Source organism: Fructilactobacillus sp. X7R4C1, from assembly GCF_059901115.1.
This window is the reverse complement of record NZ_JBWXVD010000005.1, coordinates 103,447-122,664: the sequence shown is the minus strand read 5'-3', so window position 1 is coordinate 122,664 and position 19,218 is coordinate 103,447. Positions and strand designations below refer to the sequence as shown.

Sequence of the window (19,218 nt, the reverse complement as noted above, 5' to 3'; positions counted from 1 at the left end):
CTTTGTCCGGCTTCAAACTGGCCTACAATTTGCGCATTTGTGCTTGGCGCCGTTCTAATGTTAGTAGTTTGAGTAAAAGTATACGTCCCCGAAGCCGGTTTTACTACTGGATTACCCGGATTACTGCCACTTAATTTAGCAACATATAATTTTCTGCCACTATAAGAAACATATTGTAACCAAGTATATCCGTCCGCATTAACTATTCCATCATAATTAACACTTTGTCCGGCTTCAAACTGGCCTACAATTTGCGCATTTGTGCTTGGCGCCGTTCTAATGTTAGTAGTTTGAGTAAAGGTATATGTGCCAGAAGCTGGCGTTACTGAAGGATTTGGATTAGGAGAACTTCCTGCAAATTGATGATACCAATACTCTGCTTGCGTTCCTCTTTGTGGCTGATTTGGATTAGCTGGACGTTCATAATTAGCTAAGAACACTAATGCTAAAGTATAAGCAGAATCATGACTTTTAATAAATTGATGTGATGTCATGGAATATGAACGTGACGGAGCAAATTGAATTCCATTATTCATCTCATATTCAATTCGATCACATTGTGCTTCAAGTGTCCTATAATTTAGTCCTCTTGAATTACACCAGTTAATCAATTTACTCGCCGGAGTCCATTGAGCTATACTAAATCCACCACCTCCACCTCCTTCCCAAATATCTGGATTAATGTTTGATTCAGATTGAAAATTTCCTAACATTCCACACACTGATTGTGGTGTCCAACCACGATTTACAAAATACGAATAAATGTATTTTGCGTTTTCATACATACTCATAATATAACCTCCTAAAAATTTAATAATATAGTTAAAGTCAGTACTAACTTAATGCAAATAAATGTATATACTCTACTTTTTTAGAATATAGTTCTACACAATGGCCACATGAAAAGACATCAGTAATAGATGGAATCTATCACATCAATGTCTCTCATTCATTTACACTTGCAACTATATGTCATTATTTTCTACATGTCAAACATTTAATAGAATGTTTTTCTATATAATTTCAAATTTCACACTTAAATAAAACATAAATCATAAAAAATACAACTAATCATAAATTAGTTGTATTTCACTGATATTCAGTTCTTATTAAAATTAATGTTTAAAGTGCTCTGATTTGTGGAAACGATGCCAGATGAATCCACCAACTAAAATTAACACAATAATTGCAATAATCCATGGTGTTTTACTACTTTTATTCCTTTTATCATGCTTAGTTGGTTTTTTATTCGTATCTTTATTTTCATGACCAGCCTTTTTGACTTTGTTTTTGCTACTAGCATTCTTACCATTATCATCCGTTTTACTAGTAACCGGAGATGAACTAGCATTCTTTTTATCAACTTTCGATTTTCTTGAATCATTTGTATTACTAGACTTACTTGGATTATTTGAGTTATTACTTACTGCTTTCGATCCATTTTTCATAGGACTGTTATTGCTGGACGAATTCTTAGAACTAGCGGGACTTTGAGCATCTTTACTAGTTTTTGAACTACTGGAATTAGATGAGTTTGAGCTAGCTGCAAGAGTCTTACTATAATATAAATTAATTACATTATCACCAGAAGTAAAAATACCATTAATTGGGTCACTACTACCAAAAAACTTATAATTACTAATTTGTGAAGGAGTAATGTGATAAGAAGAGCCTGCATTTCCAGTTATAGAAGTAGACGACGAGATTGGTTGATAGCTTTCACTATCAAGATAATTAATTTGTAGCGTAACTGATTGATTATTCACATCATCGGCATGAACACTTTTATTAATTACTTGAGAACCACAAAAAAAGATTCCAAGTGAGATAAAAATTAATAATAATAATTTTAAATATTTATGTAATAGCATTTCTTAATCTCCCATCTTTCTAATTATTCATCTTAATTATAAACTTATTTGTTTACAATTATCTATAATAATTTAAATTATGCCTTTATTAGTAATACGTAATTAAAATGATATTTTTAATATCCTAAAATCATGCTTTACATGGAGTTAACTCCATAAGATATTATCTAATTAACAAAAATAAAGGAGATAATATTTTATGGATAACAAAAGATTTAAAAAGAGACTCACAATGGCAATCATTGTGAGCCTCTTTTTAGCTAAATTGATAATTAGTATTATATATCTTTTTATTTCTTGCTTATATTTATCGCCCTCACAAGCTCCTTTGCCACCGCTTTCGGTGATTGCGGATTTTGTCCCGTGATTAAGCGTCCATCCCTCACGACATGGCTTTTAAATGGTCGTACCTTTTCAAAATGGGCCCCGTGCTCTTCGGCAACCTTCTCATTTAAGAACGGCACTCTTTTATAGTTGCCACTTAAAACTTCCTCAGCAGTCGTAAAACCAGTAATCTTTTTATTAGAAATGAGATATTTCCCATCTGGCAACTTAATGTTAAGGATTCCCGCAATGCCATGACACACCGAACAGATGTATCCACCGTTATTGTAGATTTCCAAACTGATTTTTTGTAACTGCGGGTCATCGGGGAAATCCCACATTACTCCGTGGCCACCAGTATAGTAAATCGCCAAATAATCTTCGGGGTTAATGTCAGCTGGTTTCATAGTGTTAGACAATCCACGATTCTGATAGTCCCGATCTTGATACATTTTTAGAGTATCAGCATCAACGTACGACGACTTCATACTTCTCGGATCAATCGGGACGTACCTTCCCTTCGGACTAAGATAATCCACATCGTATCCAGCCTCTTGAACTTCCGCCACAAATTCAGCTGATTCCCCCAACCATAAGCCAGTCAGTCGATTACTATTGGGAAAATTAGTCGCGTTAGTCTCAACCACTAAAATCTTTTTCATCGCAGCATCCTCCTATTTATCTTGACTCAGATATGGCACTAAAATCGCCTTCACTCTCTTAGCCAGTTCACCCTTATCAACCTGTTTGTCTGATAAAACCAGCTCTTCGATGATGCCATCAATTCCGTAGCAAATGAAGTCTAGTTCCGTTTGACTGATGTCTTTAGTGACAAACGCCAGTTGTTCCCTGGTAAAATCGTTGAATTCTTTTCTGAACTGATACGAATCTTGACTTTTTAATAGATTACGAAAGAAGTTACGGTCCTGAGTGAAGAAATTAATCCAAAGTTCAATCTTTTCTTGGACTTTCGTGTCGTCGACATTCTGACAGGTCAACCTCAACTCTTTGAAATATGAATTCATAAAGTCCAAAACCAGCGCTGACTTGTCAGAATAGTGGTCGTAAAAAGCTTTTCTCGTAATGTCGGCTTGATCGCAAATCATTTTCACCGAAATTTGATCTAAACTAGGTTTCTCCTGCAATAGTTCACGAAAGCTGTCTTGAATGGCTTTTTGGGTCTTTCGAACTCTTCTGTCAATCTTTTTTTCCATTAATAATCACCTTTTTTAAGTTCATAGTTGCAAATGCAACAGTTGTATTATAATATACTCATGTAACTTAATCAACGAAACTTATATCATTTAGGAGGTAACTAATGAAAACAATCTTAATCACAGGAGCTAGCTCCGGAATGGGATATCAAACCGCTAAACGACTGGCAAACTCCGGTTATCAAGTTTTTGGGGCTGCCAGAAACACAGACGCAATGGAACCATTAAGGGCTTTCGGAGTTACTCCAATTATCATGGACGTTACCAACCAAGATTCGATGCAAAAAGGTGTTCATCAAGTTATTCAAGTCGCCGGCAAGATTGACGTCTTGATCAACGGTGCTGGTTATGGTTCTTTTGGCGCCATCGAAAACGTCAGCGATGAAGAAGCCAAACGCCAATTTGAAGTCAACGTCTTTGGATTAGTTGCCCTAACCAAACTGGTTCTACCCTACATGGAAAAACAACACGCGGGCAAAATTATCAACATTTCTTCAATGGCGGGCCGATTTAGTAGTCCATTCGCTGGCTGGTACTTTGCTTCCAAACATGCGCTTGAAACTTTAAGTGATTCACTTCGAATGGAAGTAAGAAGATTTGGCATCCAGGTGGTCTTAATCGAACCGGGGGTTGTAAAAAGTAACTGGTCCAACATCGCTATGAACAAGCTGGTTAATTCCTCCAAGAGAACCAAGTACGAAGTAGCCGCGAAAGAAATGGCCAAAAAAACTAATAAAATCTATGCTTCAAAATTAGCGTCACAACCCACTTTGATTGCCAAAACAATTCAAAAAGTCGTTTTAGCCAAAAAGCCCAGACCACGATATCTCATTGGGTTTGGTGCGAAGCCAACCACTTTCTTCAATGCCGTTTTACCAACGAGACTGATGGATCGTCTGATCCCTAAATTTATGTAAGAGGTCATCAATATGATTAAAATCCCCAAACAAATGACCGCGCTGCAACTGCTGAAATACCGAATGCCCTTTGTAAAAGACACCATTCCCGTTCCTCAAATCAATGACAACGAGGTCTTAGTGTCAATTGCGGCCTCGTCACTCAACCCAATCGACTATACGATTCAATCTGGTAAAGTAAAAATCATCATGCCTTACAAATTACCGATCACCGTTGGTAATGACTTTTCCGGAACGGTGGTCAAAGTCGGCAAAAAGGTAACTAAATTCCAACTGGGTGACCAGGTGTACGGGCGTCCTGATGATTATCAAAGTGGCACTCTAACCGAATTCATCGCGATTGACGAGAACGACATCGCTAAAACGCCTAGTAACTTGAGTCTAGTAGACGCCAGTGCCGTTCCCCTAACCGGATTAACGAGCTACCAGGCCTTAATTGAAATTGGCAAACTGAAAAAGGGCCAAAAAGTCTTCATTCAGGCCGGGTCTGGTGGCGTTGGTACCATGGCAATTCAGATTGCCAAAGCGCGAGGTGCCTTCGTTGCGACAACCACGAGTCAAAAGAACGTGGCGTTAATGCGCTCTTTAGGTGCCGATCAAGTGATTGATTATCATACGACGGATTTTTCCGAGGTGTTAAGTGATTACGACATTGCATTTGACAGTCGTGGCGGCAAAACCCTCAAAGATACCTTTAAAATCTTGAAACCAGGCGGCAAGCTAATCACAATCAATGGAATTCCAACCTTTAAATTTGGAATGGAACACCATCTTGGCTGGTTTAAATCAATTTTGTTTGGAATCGCTAGTGGTCCCCTGCGATTTTTAGCTAAAAAACATCACGTTGAATACACCTTTTTCATCATGCATCCCAGTGGACCTCAATTGGATATTTTAACCCAGATGATTGAAGACCAGCAGTTAAGGCCGATTATTGATAAGGTCTTCCCGTTTAGTGACGTGCTTGAGGGATATAAACTACTGGAATCACACCACGCTACTGGCAAGATAGTGATTGAAATGAAGTAAATTTATTTAATAAAAACCGTAAAAATAAAGTGAAGTGCCGGATAAAGTTAAATTTCTATATATGGCACTTCGCTTTATTTATTTAAATCCATTAACAATTTCAGGAACAAACCATCCTATAAATCCTCCAAAAACAAACAACAGCCACCAATAATGAGAAATAAAATACCAAAAATTCAAAACCAATTAAGAGGTTCTAAATATATTAAAAAGTTTAATTAACAATAAAAAAAGAAAAACCATGTACTCTTATGTTCTTCAGTGTTACATGTGATACAATGTAATTGAGGAGATGATGTTGATGGAAAAAGTTAAAATCAGAAAACGTGGAAACTCAATTGGTATTAACTTCAATAGTGAGACTCAAAAAGAATATGGATTAGCTTTGGGACAAGAATACTTTCTAACTAAAGATCAACAGGGAGCACTTATGTTGGTCCCAAAAATAAAACAAATTTATGGCGACAAAAAATATGCCAACGGAAAACTTTACCAGTCTCCCATTAATAATAAAAGTCAACTAGAGGGACGTGAAATGATTTGAATAATCAATCGTATTGTCCAAATCAAGGAGACGTTGTTTGGATTGATTTTGATCCCAGTAGAGGAAACGAAATTAAAAAAAGACGTCCTGGCCTAGTAATCAGTACCAAAGCCTTTAATGACGCAACTCGTTTTGCTGTTGTTTGTCCAATTACGAGTACAATTAGAAACTATGCTGGTAATTTTAATTTAAATGGATACAAAACACATGGTCAGGTTATAACTAGTCAGCTAGCAAGTTATGATTGGTCTAGCAACAGTGATAGAAATATTAAATTCATTGAAAAATTAACTCAATACGACTTACTAATCATAGAACAATTAGTAGGTCAGATCTTTAATTTCCCTAGCCAGGGATAAAACAAATAGTAACAAAAAACTGATACGCCACAAAAAGCCTCTAACTATCGAATTAGTTAGAGGCTTTGGCATTCATATTGTTAGTACTAACAGTACTAACAGTATTCTCATATCATTACACATTTCAAAAACACTAAAACCAATTTTTACTCTTAGTCATGCCTCTTAATTGGTTTGGCCGGATCGCCTACGTAAGTTGAATTGGCAGGAACATCCTTATTGACAACCGAGCCTGCACCGATAATGGCATTCTCACCAATGGTAACTCCCGGAAGGACAATGACACCAGTTCCAAGCCAAGCATTCTTGTGAATGTGAATGGCACCAGTAGTAATCAAATTCCGGTGGTCTGGTCGCGTATCGTGGTTAAGTGTAATCAGTGAAACTCGTGGTCCAATCAAAACGTTTTCGTCGAGATAAATCCCACCAGCGTCGTCAAACAGACAATCGGTGTTAATTAAAACCCCTGGTTTTAGGAAAATATTGCGACCAAAATCAGTCTGAAGTGGTGGAAAGACAATCACATTTTCTGGTACTTTTCTGCCAGTAATCTTCGCCAGGATTTCCTGTTGCTTAACTGGATCTGGTTCACTGTTAAACTGTTTTAATAATTCAGCATTTTTAAAATGAATATCAAAGATTGGTTTAAACGACGGGTCACGAAAGTCAAACGTTCCACCGTTTAAGGCGGCTTTTAAAAGATCATCTTCTTGTGACATAGATATCTACCTCGATTTTTGTTTTTTAGAGTTATAAAGGCTCCTGCGACAATTGTATCATCATTATAATGAGAAACAGAAAATCACATAAATGCCTACCTATAATATCTAACAGTACTTTTTCTAATTTCGATACCATGCAGTTTTAGACCAATTATGATGTCGTTTCTTTTGACTCTCAATGATGAGCAATCTTTAACCCCATATCCATGCTCATTAAGTCCTTGCTAAAAATATTAATTGGATTTGAATTAATATTACTAAAAACAACCAAAAACACCGAGAAAATTGAAATTACAACAAACAAAATTAACTTATCCGTTTTCATAGGTGTTATGTTACATAAATAATATTTAGTGATAAAATATTATCACGAAAAATAATAAATTAAGGAGACTACAAAATGAAAGCTAAAACAATTCTTATATCAACATCACTCATTATCATTTTATCGATTGGTTTTCTTGCTTTCGACCTTTTGTTTGCTGACCATGCAGCAGTGAGCATTCAAATGAGAGCAATAACTTTATCAAATACTAAAATTAAAAAGTTTAGCAAAAATTTAGCCACTTACAACTACATAAAACGCCATAAATATGAACCACTCAAAAATTTATCTGATGATCAAGGGTCAGGAAACTTAGATTATTACGTAGGATCGTTAGGGCAAAAAAACATTGGTGTTTACGGAAGACTCAATTATTCAGGTATTAGGATTTTATTCCCACAATTTCAAGTGAAGTATATAGAGCTAGAATAATCAAACTGAATAGACAATATTAACAATGTTGGTTTTAAAATGAAAAAAATAAAATCAAAAACGTGGTAATTCAATTGGCATTAGCTTCGATAGTAAGACAAAAAAGAGCCCACCAGCTTTAGCTGATAAGCTCAATCATCAGTTCACCACAAACTGGTGACTTGTGTATCTCTTACTGTTTTAATTATATCTAATATTATTATTTAGTCAATGATACACTAATTAAGGCGAGTATTTACACCACAATACTAACTATACTCGTCGGTGATTTGATGTATCTCTTACTATCAGTCATTATTCCAGTAATAATTAATTTATTAACTCATTTGATTGAAAAATTAATTGACTTTTTACTTAACTATTTTTCTGGAACTAAAGACTAGAGAAAAGCTCCTTTCACTTTAGGAAGGAGCTTTTTTACTTAATAGGCAAGCTACATAAAATTATTTTCTTTCATGTTATCCTAGCGATTAATCGCATCACAATCAATTCGTTCCTTATGCTCGCTCAGGTCTAGTCCCTTAGCCTCTTCTTCTGGAGTAACTCGCATCTTCGTAACGTGCTTTAGCACTAACACAATCAAGAAAACCATGACGGTCACAAACACGATACTGAAACCAGTTGCCAGCAGCTGAATCCAAAACTGATGAAGTGAACCACCAGCAAAGATGCCACTAAACTTCACCTGCGGATTAATTGCCTTACTAGCGAACAGTCCGGTCAAAAGACTACCAACAATTCCAGATACCCCATGACAACCGAACGCATCTAACGTATCGTCGACGTGCAAGCGGGGCTTTAAGTATTTAATGAAGGTGTAACTACATAACGTGGCAATGATGCCAATCGCAATCGCACTTCCAATTCCAACAAACCCACAGGCCGGAGTGATGGCAACCAGGCCACACAAAGTTCCGGTACATGCGCCCATCAGGGATGGTGCGCCTAGGATGAAGACGTCCAAAATAATCCACGTTAACATCGAGGTTGCCGTAGCAATCGTGGTCGTCAGCATCGCCTGAAACGCAATGTGATTAATGGCGAGTGCCGACCCACAGTTAAAACCGTACCAACCAAGCCACAAGATGACCGTTCCCAAAAAGACCCAGGTCAGGTTATAAGCCTTGTCGTTTTTGCCGCGTTTGTGTCTTCCAAGCATGACGGCCAAAACCAGGGCGGTAATTCCCGCGTTAATGTGAATGACCGTTCCACCAGCAAAGTCCAAGACGCCCATCTCTTGTAAAAAGCCCCCACCCCACACGATGTGAACGAGTGGATAGTAAATCAAGATACACCAGGCAATCGTGAACATAATCAAGAACTTAAACTTCATCCGGCCAACGATTCCACCAATCCAAAGGGCTGGCGTGATGATGGCAAACATCATCTGAAACAGCATGTATGAACCGTTCGAGATGGGACCGGCAGTTGCTGGAGCGGTAAAGTTGAAATTATGTAACATGAAATCATGCAGCCCGCCAATGACGTTGAAGTAGTTCCCCGAAAACGAGAGCGAGTAGCCAATGATGACCCACAAAAGAACGGGGATGCTGCACATGATGAAAACCGACATCAGGGTGTTCACCACGTTTTTTCTTGAAACCATCCCGGCGTAGAAAAACGCCAGTCCCGGTGTCATGAAGAACACCAAAATCGTACAGATAAATACAAAAACCTCGTTTGCTGCCATGTTAGTCACGCCCGTTCATCAATTTAGTATACTAATAGTCTAGGCTTTAATTTTCATTTGAACAGATTTAATGTCTCAAAACGTTACATGGAAGACGGAAAAATTTCATCAAGTCGCCTTTCTTGACGTTTACGCCATATGAGGGTTTACCCTTTAACTGTATTAAGAAGGGAGTTGTTATGATGTCTGTTAAAGATAAAGTTGTTGTCATCACCGGTGGCTCTTCTGGAATGGGAGAAGCAACCGCTAAGTTAGCCCTCAAAAGAGGTGCCAAAGTGGTCGTTGGATCACGAAACGAAGAAAAATTAGAACGAATGGCCGATGAAGTTGACCATCCCGAAAACTTTGCCTATCAACAAACTGACGTTACGAAAAAAGACGAGGTGCAATCCTTAGTCGATTTAGCCATCAAAAAGTTTGGCAAGCTCGACGTAATTTATAACAACGCTGGCATCATGCCGCAGGGAATGGTTGACGATCCAGCTAAATTGAGCGAATGGCAGGATATTTTGAACACCAATATCATGGGAGTCCTAAACGGTATTGTGGCCGCGGTTCCTCAAATGAAGAAACAGGGTTACGGCCTAATCATGGCTACCGACTCGGTCGCAGGTCACGTAGTTTACCCTGGTTCAGCCGTCTACAACGGTTCAAAGTACGCCGTTAAGGCCATCATGGAAGGATTGCGTCAGGAACAACATCAAAACGGCATCAAGACCGGGATTGTGTCACCCGGAGCCGTTGATACCAACCTGATGTCAACCGTTCACGACGATCAAATTCAAAAGAGTATTGAACAAAATAACAACACCAAGTATGGCTGGTTAGAACCTGACGACATCGCAGAGATTGCCGTCTTCATGATGAGTCAACCAGAAAACGTTGACATTAACGAAGTCCTGGTTCGCCCAACCGACCAAAACATCTAATAAAACTTTGATTTGACTCCTATTCAATGAGTGGGAGTTTTTTGTCACAGAATCTTAATCAATTTTGGAACCCATTTACTTGAATCAGGATTAAATTTAGCGTTAAATGATCTCGTATCGGAAGTCATAAGTTGGAAGAGGGGTTTTATTATGACAATCGAAAATAAAGTTGTAGTTATCACAGGTGGTAGTTCTGGGATGGGAGCTGCCACCGCCAAGTTAGCTTTGTCTAGGGGCGCCAAAGTGGTCGCCGGTGCTAGAAACGAGGAACAACTTGAAGAACTTTCCACCGAAGTTGATAATCCAAAAAACTTTTCTTACAAAATTACTGACGTTACTAAAAAAGAAGACGTCCAGGAACTGACCGGCATGGCAATCGACAAGTACGGTCAACTAGACGTCATGTATAACAACGCTGGCATCATGCCACAGGGGCCTGTCGACGACCCGGATCGGTTAGCCGATTGGAAAAAAGCCATTGACACCAACATCATGGGAGTCTTGAACGGGATTGTAGCCGCGGTTCCCCAAATGAAACAACAGGGTCAAGGTTTAATCATGGCCACCGATTCCGTTGCTGGACACGTGGTTTACCCTAATTCGGCCGTTTATAATGGTTCCAAGTACGCCGTCAAAGCCATCATGGAGGGTCTCCGTCAGGAACAACACCAAAATGGAATTCGGACTGGGATTGTCTCACCCGGCTTTGTCGACACCAACCTGATGGACACCATCAACGATGACAAGATTAAAAAACAGATTGAAGCTGGCAAGCATGGTTGGTTAAGTCCTGAAAACATCGCGGAAATCGCCGTCTTCATGATGAGTCAACCAGAAAACGTTGATATTAACGAAGTCTTGGTTCGTCCAACCGACCAGGATGTGTAAGTGAATATACCAAATAAGCCCTTACTCAAATCGAGTAAGGACTTATTTTTTGGAAAACTAGTTATTCTAATTTCATTAAACTATTGTTCAGTCAAACATAATTAATCCTTATCAACAATCAACAACGATTTAATGGCTTCCCGCTTATCCATGGCAGCATAAGCATCCTTGACGTGATCTAAATCAAATTCCTTGGTAAAAACTTTTCCGGGATTAATCTTGCCGTCAAGAACCGCCTTCAACAAGACATCACGGTCGTAGGTGGTAACGGGCGCAATGCCGCCACGCAAACCGGTGTTGTTGTAAAAAAGTTTGTTGGTATTCATGTCAGCCTTTTGGGGAATTCCCACCCGGCCAACGACAGCGCCTGGTCTAGCAACCTTAGTTGCCGTATCAACCGACTGTTCGGTTCCAACACATTCAAGGATGGCATCAGCGCCAGCTCCGTCAGTTAGTTCCATCACGTGCTTCACCGCTTCATCCCCACGTTCTGGGACGATGTCAGTGGCGCCAAACTCCTTGGCTAACTTTTGGCGATCCTCGTGACGACTCATGGCAATGATGCGTTTTGCGCCACGCAACTTGGCCGCAATTACACCACAAAGGCCGACGGCACCGTCACCCATGACGACAACGGTGTCACCGTCCTTCACTTCGGCGCTGGCAGCGGCGTGATAACCCGTTGCCATGACGTCAGAAAGGGTAACTAATGACTTCAACATTTCGTCCGAATAGTCCGATGGTTGACCCGGAATCTTGACGAGTCCCCAGTTGGCGTTGATGTATCTGAAGTACTGGGCTTGATAACCAATGTTGGTACCCTTTTCCTGGTTCATACAGTTACCGTCAAAGCCCGCCAAACAAGCGGCACAGTGACCACAACCATGGGTAAATGGTGCAATCACAAAGTCACCGGGTTGAACGTCCTTGACGTCGGACCCAACTGAATCGACAATCCCGATGGCTTCGTGACCAACAAAGGTATCGCGTTTTCGTTCGTCAATGCCACGATACCACCAGAGGTCGGATCCACAAACACTGGCCCTTACCACCTTGATAATGGCATCGGTTGGTTTTTCAATCTTGGGTTTGGGCGTGTCAACGAGTTCAACATCGCCCGGTTTGATAAATTCCGTTGCTTTCATTTCAATTCCTCACATTCATTTAACTAAGCTTTTCGATTAATTCCTAAACTTTCTCTTACATCCAGCTGGTCATCTTGAAGCAGGCGCGTCGCTAGGTCAGCAATACTGGCAACGGCCACCCGATTGCCGCTAACATCTTGACCTTTATAGGTAATCTCATACTGACTGCTGCCGTTATCAAACCAACCAGGGCGAATTAACGTGTAATCAAGGTCAGACCCTTCAATCACATCGGCCGCCTCACGATATGATGCCAGTCGCGGATTATTTTTCAGGTTTCCACTTGCCGAAATTTCTTCAGGGACCTCATTATAGATGCCCATTGACGTAATGAAGACTAGGCGTTTGACGTTTTCATCATCCATGGCGGCCACAATGTTCCTGGCCATTTCTGGTAAATTGCCACTAAGCGCCACAAACACTTCGTCCTGACCATGCACTACTTTTTCAAGGTCAGATAAATCATTTACGTCGCCACTTACGGCTCGTTCACGATCATCATCACTAAACCTTTGACCTGCACTTCTTGAAAAGAGTGTCAAAAAATCATCGGTCTTTTCCAACAGGTTCTTTCTGACCTCTTGACCGACGTTTCCGGTCGCTCCAATAATTAAAATTTTCTTCATAAATTATGCCTTTCGCATTCTCATTACTTAACGAAATTTTGAATGGTCTTTGGATCACGGTGGTCAAAGAATTGGCTTTCACCCTTGTCCAACTTGGCGATCTCCTTCATATCATCGTCACTTAATTCAAAGTCGAAGATATTGATGTTTTCTTCCATCCGATTCTTATGAGTTGATTTAGCCAGGGTCACGATTCCACGTTGAAATTCCCAACGTAAGATGACCTGACCAACACTCTTTTTGTACTTAGCACCAATTGCTTTCAGGGTTTCGTTATTAAAGATAGCGTGTTTGCCCTCCGCAAATGGAGCCCATGCTTCTGGACGAACGTCAAATGATTCCAGATAGTCGACGGCGGGCTTTTGTTGTTCCCAAGGATTAATCTCAATCTGGTTGATGGCGGGCTTAACGTCGTTGAACAGTGCCAAATTGGTAATCTGATCATCGTAGAAATTGGAAACCCCAATGGACTTAATTTTGCCAGCCTTTTGAAGTTCTTCAAGGGCCCGCCATGAGCCAAAGGTATCGCCGTATGGTTGATGAATCAGGTATAAATCAAGGTAATCCAGTCCCAATTTTTTGAGACTGGTCTCAAACATTTTCATGGTTTTGTCGTAACCACTATCAGTGAACCAGACCTTAGAGGTGACAAATAAATCCTCGCGTTTTACGCCAGACTTCTTCAGCCCCCGACCCACGGCTTCCTCGTTTTGGTAGTATTGAGCCGTATCGATTAAACGATAACCCGATGCGATGGCGTCGATAACCGATTGTTCGGCCTCTTCGGGGTTAGTGATTTGAAAGGTCCCAAAACCAGTTGCGGGCATTTGGTTGCCGTCATTTAATGTAAAGTATTCCATGATAACTCTCCTTATTTGTTATTTATTAACTACCCCATAATTTACACCTTTACTTGGACTTGAATGCAAGTAAAGCGTTTTGTAGGAAAGAAAAAACAACCAAAGATTGGTTGTCTTAAACCGATTCATCTTCAAATTTTGCCATCCAGTACACGTCATGGTAACTTCCGTTAACGTAAAACTGGTCTTTGAGCGTTCCTTCAATCTTAAACCCAAACTTTTCGTAAATGTGAACGGCGGGTTTGTTTTGCACGTCAACGTACAAGAAAATCTTGTGGAGGTTTAACGTCTCAAATCCATAGTTCACACAAGCGTCAAACGCCGCCTGGGCAATGCCGTTGCCAACGAATTCGTCACCAAGCGCAATCTCAATCTCCGCGTTTCGATCGCGTGGATTAATATCAATCAACGCCACAATTCCGGCAAACTTGCTCTTGACGTCAATCGCAAAATTGCGAACGGCCGGATCATTGTTCTCACGTTCGTATCTTTCGTTAAGGGACGACATAGAAAGATACGATTCGGTGAACCAGTAGTCCATGGCGCGCTTATCATTAAACAGTTCATGGAGTTTGGGTAAATCAGTTTTCTCTAAAGCACGTAATTTCATTCAAAATTCCTCGACGATCTTTTATTAGTGCCTAAATCTTATCAATTTTTAGCTACTTTGACAATTTATGAAGAAGAAACAGAAGTAAAACAAATGAACCCATAAAGTCGACTTTTGGTCCGACTCTATGAGTTCATCCCGTTTCTAATTATTAATATTGATTATCATTTTGCTTTATCAGGGTGTCCCTGCAAGTAGATGGTGTGAGTATTTAAGAATTCATCAATTCCATGTTTACCATCGTCACCACCAATTCCAGATTCTTTCCAACCAGAATGTGAACCATTAATGGCTTCGAAGTTGTAACGGTTAATGTAGGTTTCACCGTCTTCGAGTTCGTTTGCGGCTCGATGAGCGTTATCCAGATTCTCGGTAAAGATTGATGAAGTAAGGCCAAAGTCACTATCGTTAGCCATTTTGATGGCATCACTTAAGGTCTTGAAGGTCACAATTGGGAGAACCGGTCCAAAAATTTCATCCTGAATAATCTCAGAATCCTGTTTGACGTTCGTGATGACCGTTGGTTCGTAGTAAAAACCACCTTCGATGTTCAACTTGTGACCACCAGCGGTAACCTTACCCCCGGCTTCAACGGCTCGGTCAACCATTTTCGAAACTTTATCCAAAGCTCCTTGATTAATCAACGGACCCATCCCAACATTTTCGTCCTTCATCGGATCGCCAACCGTGATTTCTGACATTTTCTTCGATAATTTCTTGATAAATTCGTCGGCCACGTCTTCTTGGACGTATACTCGTTCACAGTTATTACAGATCTGACCGTTATTATCAACTCGGGAATCAATGATGGATTGAACCGCCAAGTCAATATCAGCGTCTTTACATACAATGGCGGGAGCCTTTCCACCAAGTTCAAGTGACACTTTGGCCAAATGGGTAGCGGCACTCGTCATGACTCGTTTCCCTGATTCAACCGAACCAGTTAGACTGATAATGCCGACCTTTTTGTTCTTTGACAATTCGTCGCCAACGACCGAACCAGGTCCCGTGACAATGTTAACAACGCCCTTAGGAATGCCAACTTTTTCAACGATCTTAGCGAATTCAAGTGCTAAGTTAGGGGTGTCAGAACTTGGCTTCATCACAATGGTGTTTCCGGTGACTAGTGCTGGACCCATCTTTCTGGCAATTAAGAAGAACGGGAAGTTCCATGGTAAAATGCCGGCCGCAACGCCAATTGGTTGCTTTTCAATCATGATACTTTCGTCCTCATTATCGGATTGAAGAATCTCACCCTCATAGGTTCGACTGGCACTTCCCATGTAGTCAAAGTAATCGGCTGAGAACAGGATCTCAGTGGTGGCAAGTGACTTAATCTTGCCCTGTTCTTCTTGAAGCATGTAAATCAAATGATCTTTTTGTTTACGAACTTCATTTGCGACCGCGTGCAAATACTGACCACGAGTGGCAGCCGGAACCTTCTTCCATGATTCTTCGGCTTTAGCTGCGGCATCGATGGCTTGTTTAGTCTCTTCCTTACTAGCACTAGGAACGGTTGAGATTGCTTGTCCCGTCGCTGGATTGAGCACCGTTAATACTTTTCCTGAATCTGAATCTTTAAATTCTCCGTTAATGTACATTTGGTAATGTTTTAATTCAGTCATAATATGATGCTTCCTTTCAATAACGTTTAATTTCAACAATCATGTTAAAGTGATTTAATCAACCTTACTTTCCGGGTTGGTAGTCCTTATCAATTACTAATACCGGTTTAATCGTCTTTCCGCTGATGGAATCAGCATTGGCTTCGTTGATTTCATCAAATGGGTAGAACTTCTCGGTCTTATCAAAGTCGAACATGCCTAATTGGTAAAAACGAATTAAACGTGGAACGTCGACTTGCGGGATCGAATCACCCATGTTAACACCGACAACCTTGCGATCACTGGTACAAAGGTCGTTCCAAGTATCCAAGTTAATGTGTTGGTCGGTTACGGCAATCGTAGCCGTTGTTCCACCTTGAGCCAAGGCTTGAATCGAACTTTCCATGACCTGTTTAACACCAGTGGTATCAACGGCGTAGTCAACTCCGTGCCCATTAGTTAATTTCTTGATGGCTTCAACGGGATCCTCGTCTTTACTGTTGATGGCGTCGGTGGCGCCAAGTTCCTTGGCCAACTTCAAACGGGAAGGAACGATGTCAACGGCAATCACACTGGTACATCCGGCAATCCGACCAGCCATCATGGCAGCTAACCCAACGGCTCCAGTCCCAAAGACCGCAATCGTTGAGCCGGGTTCGGGCTTTAAAGTGTTAAAGACCGTTCCGCTACCAGTCACGTAGCCACAACCTAATGGTCCTAACTTTCTCAAATCGAGGTCCTTTGAGACCTTAACGGCGTTTCGTTCACGAACCACCGTGGTCGTGGTAAACGATGATTGGTCAAACATGTCGGCAACATCGTGTCCATTTTCGGTAAAGTGTGCACTGCCATCGGGACGAACCCCTGATAGGTTATTGGCCGCGTAGTTTAAACATTGAGTGGGAATTCCCCTTAAACAGTTAATGCAGTTTCCACAACCATAAAATGACAGAACGACGTGATCGCCGGGCTTAAAGTCTTTTACTTCCGAACCAACCTTTTCGACAATCCCAGAACCTTCATGACCCAGAATAATCGGATAACCAATCTCAGCCGTGCCCTTTCTTAAAGCTTCATCTGAGTGACAAATTCCAGTTGCAACCATGTGAACTTGTAAATCATCTGGTTGCATTTTGGCTAATTCGACATCATCTTTAATTTCGAACTTGCCATTTTTCTTATTAACGACCGCTGCTTCAATCTTCATAAGTAAACCCTCCCATAATGTAAAATTGTTAATTATTGAGCAATTATGATCAAAGAAAAAGCTGATTTCATTAATCAACAATTGATTTTTTAAACTCTTTTCTATAAAACAGGATTGGAATTTTCGAAATGATTGGTTTGATCTGTAACCGCTTACAGATTGTTATACTCGTCTTCTAAAAAAATTCAAGTTATAACACATCAAAATCATAATTATCTAAGAAATTATTCTTTCAAACCCTTGTGTTTCTAGTAGAGTCAAAAGCCAAAAAAATTCCCCAATATTGTGATGGAATAAACTTTAATTATGTATAAAAAAGGGAATCCCAATAAATGGATTCCCTTACTTAATTATTTAATTTTCGCTGGCTTCAAGATTGGTTTCTCCCAGAAATCAAGCGCACAAATCGAGTTAATAATGTAATAGATGTACTTGCCAACGTTTGCGAAGTTGCCTTGTACGATGGCCTTTAGTAACTGGATCAGATTGTAGACGAACCAGTACTTCCACTGAACGGTCAGTTTCATGGCGTTTAAAATGTTCGCAGTCAGCGACAAATCAAACGCAATCACGACAATCCAGAATAACAAATGCGTGTAACCGTTAGGCCATCCCACTAAATTGGCCGCAAACGAAAATATGAGACTCAAAAGTAAAATGCTGGTCATGACGACCCACTTCTTGATTCCCGTATACGGTTTGGTCGCCTTGTACTTAGCGGTCTTCATCCACTTATTAATCGCAAACGTGTAGATGATGAAAGTCACCGGATAGGTAACGACCGCCGCTTTATTACCTAAAACGTAGTCAATAAAGCCGGACAACACCACGTTAATGATGCCAATCATGTTGCCGAGGTTATTCATTCGTCCCGTCAGACGAGTCGAATAAATGGAAAGGACGGCGTTTACGATCGAAATAATTCCAAACGGAACAAAGACCGCCCAGGAGCCCCAGTGCGTGACGTCTGCCAGATTCTCCGTCAGATAACCACTCGCAATCGACGCAGACACCACGATTGCAACTCCAACTAGGTCAAACCATCGACTCTTTGCTAATGCATGTAACATTATGAACATCTCCTCATTGTTTTTAGCGAGGCGTATCGGAAGCAACCCTCGTTATTTAGTTTTTTGTTACAAACAATTGAACGGCTCGATTATAACACCATTATCATTACTAGAAGTCAAATTTTGAACGTAAAAAAAGACAACCCGGATGGATTGCCTAATTAGTCTAGTTCGATTTGCTTTGACTATCTTTCGCTGTTTCTTGATGCTTAGTCTTAGAACTATCTTTATTTGTAAAGTGATTAATAACCATGTGTAAAACAATAATAAACAGAATGGCACCAACTAGGACGCCGACAATTCGCTTCAAACTACCGTTAATGATGTACATCCCACCAACGATATAAATAATTGACTGTGGGATTGACCCAATCACAACCGCTAGAACCAGTAGTTTGCGTGATATTTTGAACCGTGAAGCCGCGTAACTAATTAAATAAACGGGGAAGAACGGGATGGCATAACCAATACACAGAATGATAAAGGGATGCTTAACGTTACTAAAACTCAATTCTTTATCTCGATAATTACTTGCGATATTACGGACGGACTTAATCAACTTAACACTGCATAGTCCACCAAGGGTTAATCCAATTAAATTAATAAAAAAGCCCAGAACGTTTCCAAAACAAATGCCGGCTAACACACAGATTACTTGATAAGGAACAAATGGTAACAGCGTCGCAAACGTTAAAACAATTAAAAACAGAGCCGCATCAATGACCCCATGCTCATGAATTTCTTTGACGGCCACGCCCCTCTGACTCGGATCAAAAAACATCCGAATCTGTGGAAAATAATCTTTAAACAGAATCACTAATCCAATAACAACGATAATCGCTAAAAGACAGT

General features: G+C 40.3%; 21 protein-coding genes. 7 read left to right on the top strand and 14 right to left on the bottom strand.

What is annotated here, in order from left to right; all coding sequences use genetic code 11:
• The 4 genes from AC6UC9_RS06225 to AC6UC9_RS06210 all read right to left on the bottom strand — a co-directional run.
• Positions 1 to 791: phage tail tip lysozyme (locus AC6UC9_RS06225; protein WP_500701468.1), on the bottom strand; the 791-nt coding region annotated here is incomplete at its 3' end.
• Between the two features lie 324 nt (positions 792 to 1,115).
• Positions 1,116 to 1,871 carry a MucBP domain-containing protein gene (locus AC6UC9_RS06220; protein ID WP_500701467.1) on the bottom strand — a complete coding sequence of 252 codons (756 nt, stop codon included), beginning with the start codon at positions 1,869 to 1,871 and terminating at the stop codon, positions 1,116 to 1,118.
• Between the two features lie 290 nt (positions 1,872 to 2,161).
• The gene (locus AC6UC9_RS06215; RefSeq protein WP_500701466.1) at positions 2,162 to 2,857 is read right to left on the bottom strand and encodes a type 1 glutamine amidotransferase domain-containing protein; all 696 of its coding nucleotides are present in this window, start codon (positions 2,855 to 2,857) and stop codon (positions 2,162 to 2,164) included.
• Positions 2,858 to 2,869: 12 nt separating this feature from the next.
• The gene (locus AC6UC9_RS06210; RefSeq protein ID WP_500701465.1) at positions 2,870 to 3,409 is read right to left on the bottom strand and encodes a TetR/AcrR family transcriptional regulator; all 540 of its coding nucleotides are present in this window, start codon (positions 3,407 to 3,409) and stop codon (positions 2,870 to 2,872) included.
• Between the two features lie 104 nt (positions 3,410 to 3,513).
• Here AC6UC9_RS06210 and AC6UC9_RS06205 point away from each other — a divergent pair, with 104 nt between their 5' ends.
• From AC6UC9_RS06205 to AC6UC9_RS06190, 4 genes are all read left to right on the top strand, one after another.
• Positions 3,514 to 4,326: an oxidoreductase gene (locus AC6UC9_RS06205; RefSeq protein ID WP_500701464.1), complete on the top strand. Its 813-nt coding sequence runs from the start codon at positions 3,514 to 3,516 to the stop codon at positions 4,324 to 4,326.
• A 12-nt stretch (positions 4,327 to 4,338) separates the two neighbouring features.
• The gene (locus tag AC6UC9_RS06200) at positions 4,339 to 5,355 is read left to right on the top strand and encodes an NADP-dependent oxidoreductase (protein WP_500701463.1); all 1,017 of its coding nucleotides are present in this window, start codon (positions 4,339 to 4,341) and stop codon (positions 5,353 to 5,355) included.
• 301 nt (positions 5,356 to 5,656) lie between these two features.
• Entirely contained in the window at positions 5,657 to 5,899 is a 243-nt protein-coding gene (locus AC6UC9_RS06195) for a hypothetical protein (protein WP_500694239.1), read from the top strand.
• Positions 5,896 to 6,258 carry a type II toxin-antitoxin system PemK/MazF family toxin gene (locus AC6UC9_RS06190; RefSeq protein WP_500694238.1) on the top strand — a complete coding sequence of 121 codons (363 nt, stop codon included), beginning with the start codon at positions 5,896 to 5,898 and terminating at the stop codon, positions 6,256 to 6,258. Before AC6UC9_RS06195 ends, AC6UC9_RS06190 begins: the two co-directional genes overlap by 4 nt.
• Positions 6,259 to 6,410: 152 nt before the next feature.
• Here AC6UC9_RS06190 and AC6UC9_RS06185 read toward each other — a convergent pair whose 3' ends face one another.
• The gene (locus tag AC6UC9_RS06185) at positions 6,411 to 6,977 is read right to left on the bottom strand and encodes an LbetaH domain-containing protein (RefSeq protein WP_500696225.1); all 567 of its coding nucleotides are present in this window, start codon (positions 6,975 to 6,977) and stop codon (positions 6,411 to 6,413) included.
• A 403-nt stretch (positions 6,978 to 7,380) separates the two neighbouring features.
• Between AC6UC9_RS06185 and AC6UC9_RS06180 the strand changes: the two genes are divergently transcribed.
• Entirely contained in the window at positions 7,381 to 7,737 is a 357-nt protein-coding gene (locus tag AC6UC9_RS06180; RefSeq protein ID WP_500701462.1) for a hypothetical protein, read from the top strand.
• A 463-nt stretch (positions 7,738 to 8,200) separates the two neighbouring features.
• On the opposite strand, the gene AC6UC9_RS06175 is transcribed toward AC6UC9_RS06180, so the two are convergent.
• Positions 8,201 to 9,427, bottom strand: coding sequence for an ammonium transporter (locus AC6UC9_RS06175; RefSeq protein ID WP_500701461.1), 1,227 nt, complete (start codon positions 9,425 to 9,427; stop codon positions 8,201 to 8,203).
• 182 nt (positions 9,428 to 9,609) lie between these two features.
• On the opposite strand from AC6UC9_RS06175, the gene AC6UC9_RS06170 reads away from it, so the two are divergent.
• Positions 9,610 to 10,356: an SDR family oxidoreductase gene (locus AC6UC9_RS06170; protein WP_500696228.1), complete on the top strand. Its 747-nt coding sequence runs from the start codon at positions 9,610 to 9,612 to the stop codon at positions 10,354 to 10,356.
• Between the two features lie 150 nt (positions 10,357 to 10,506).
• Complete coding sequence (locus AC6UC9_RS06165; protein ID WP_500701460.1) at positions 10,507 to 11,244, top strand: SDR family oxidoreductase; 738 nt, start codon at positions 10,507 to 10,509, stop codon at positions 11,242 to 11,244.
• Between the two features lie 101 nt (positions 11,245 to 11,345).
• Here the strand turns inward: AC6UC9_RS06165 and AC6UC9_RS06160 are convergent, their stop codons facing one another.
• The 8 genes from AC6UC9_RS06160 to AC6UC9_RS06125 all read right to left on the bottom strand — a co-directional run bounded on the left by AC6UC9_RS06160 (position 11,346) and on the right by AC6UC9_RS06125 (position 19,183).
• Entirely contained in the window at positions 11,346 to 12,389 is a 1,044-nt protein-coding gene (locus AC6UC9_RS06160; protein ID WP_500701459.1) for a zinc-dependent alcohol dehydrogenase family protein, read from the bottom strand.
• A gap of 23 nt (positions 12,390 to 12,412) precedes the next feature.
• Positions 12,413 to 13,015: an NAD(P)H-binding protein gene (locus tag AC6UC9_RS06155; protein WP_500701458.1), complete on the bottom strand. Its 603-nt coding sequence runs from the start codon at positions 13,013 to 13,015 to the stop codon at positions 12,413 to 12,415.
• Positions 13,016 to 13,038: 23 nt separating this feature from the next.
• Positions 13,039 to 13,875, bottom strand: a complete 837-nt coding sequence (locus AC6UC9_RS06150) for an aldo/keto reductase (protein WP_500701457.1) — start codon at positions 13,873 to 13,875, stop codon at positions 13,039 to 13,041.
• Positions 13,876 to 13,990: 115 nt separating this feature from the next.
• Complete coding sequence (locus tag AC6UC9_RS06145) at positions 13,991 to 14,485, bottom strand: GNAT family N-acetyltransferase (RefSeq protein WP_500701456.1); 495 nt, start codon at positions 14,483 to 14,485, stop codon at positions 13,991 to 13,993.
• 164 nt (positions 14,486 to 14,649) lie between these two features.
• Complete coding sequence (gene aldA / locus AC6UC9_RS06140) at positions 14,650 to 16,110, bottom strand: aldehyde dehydrogenase (RefSeq protein WP_500695920.1); 1,461 nt, start codon at positions 16,108 to 16,110, stop codon at positions 14,650 to 14,652.
• A gap of 64 nt (positions 16,111 to 16,174) precedes the next feature.
• Positions 16,175 to 17,296 (bottom strand): NAD(P)-dependent alcohol dehydrogenase, encoded by a 1,122-nt coding sequence (locus AC6UC9_RS06135; protein ID WP_500701455.1) that lies wholly within the window; start codon positions 17,294 to 17,296, stop codon positions 16,175 to 16,177.
• 350 nt (positions 17,297 to 17,646) lie between these two features.
• Positions 17,647 to 18,366, bottom strand: a complete 720-nt coding sequence (locus tag AC6UC9_RS06130; protein WP_500701454.1) for a nicotinamide mononucleotide transporter — start codon at positions 18,364 to 18,366, stop codon at positions 17,647 to 17,649.
• 166 nt (positions 18,367 to 18,532) lie between these two features.
• On the bottom strand, positions 18,533 to 19,183 hold the full coding sequence (locus AC6UC9_RS06125; RefSeq protein ID WP_500701453.1) for a TVP38/TMEM64 family protein: 651 nt from the start codon (positions 19,181 to 19,183) through the stop codon (positions 18,533 to 18,535).
• Between the last annotated feature and the right edge of the window lie 35 nt (positions 19,184 to 19,218).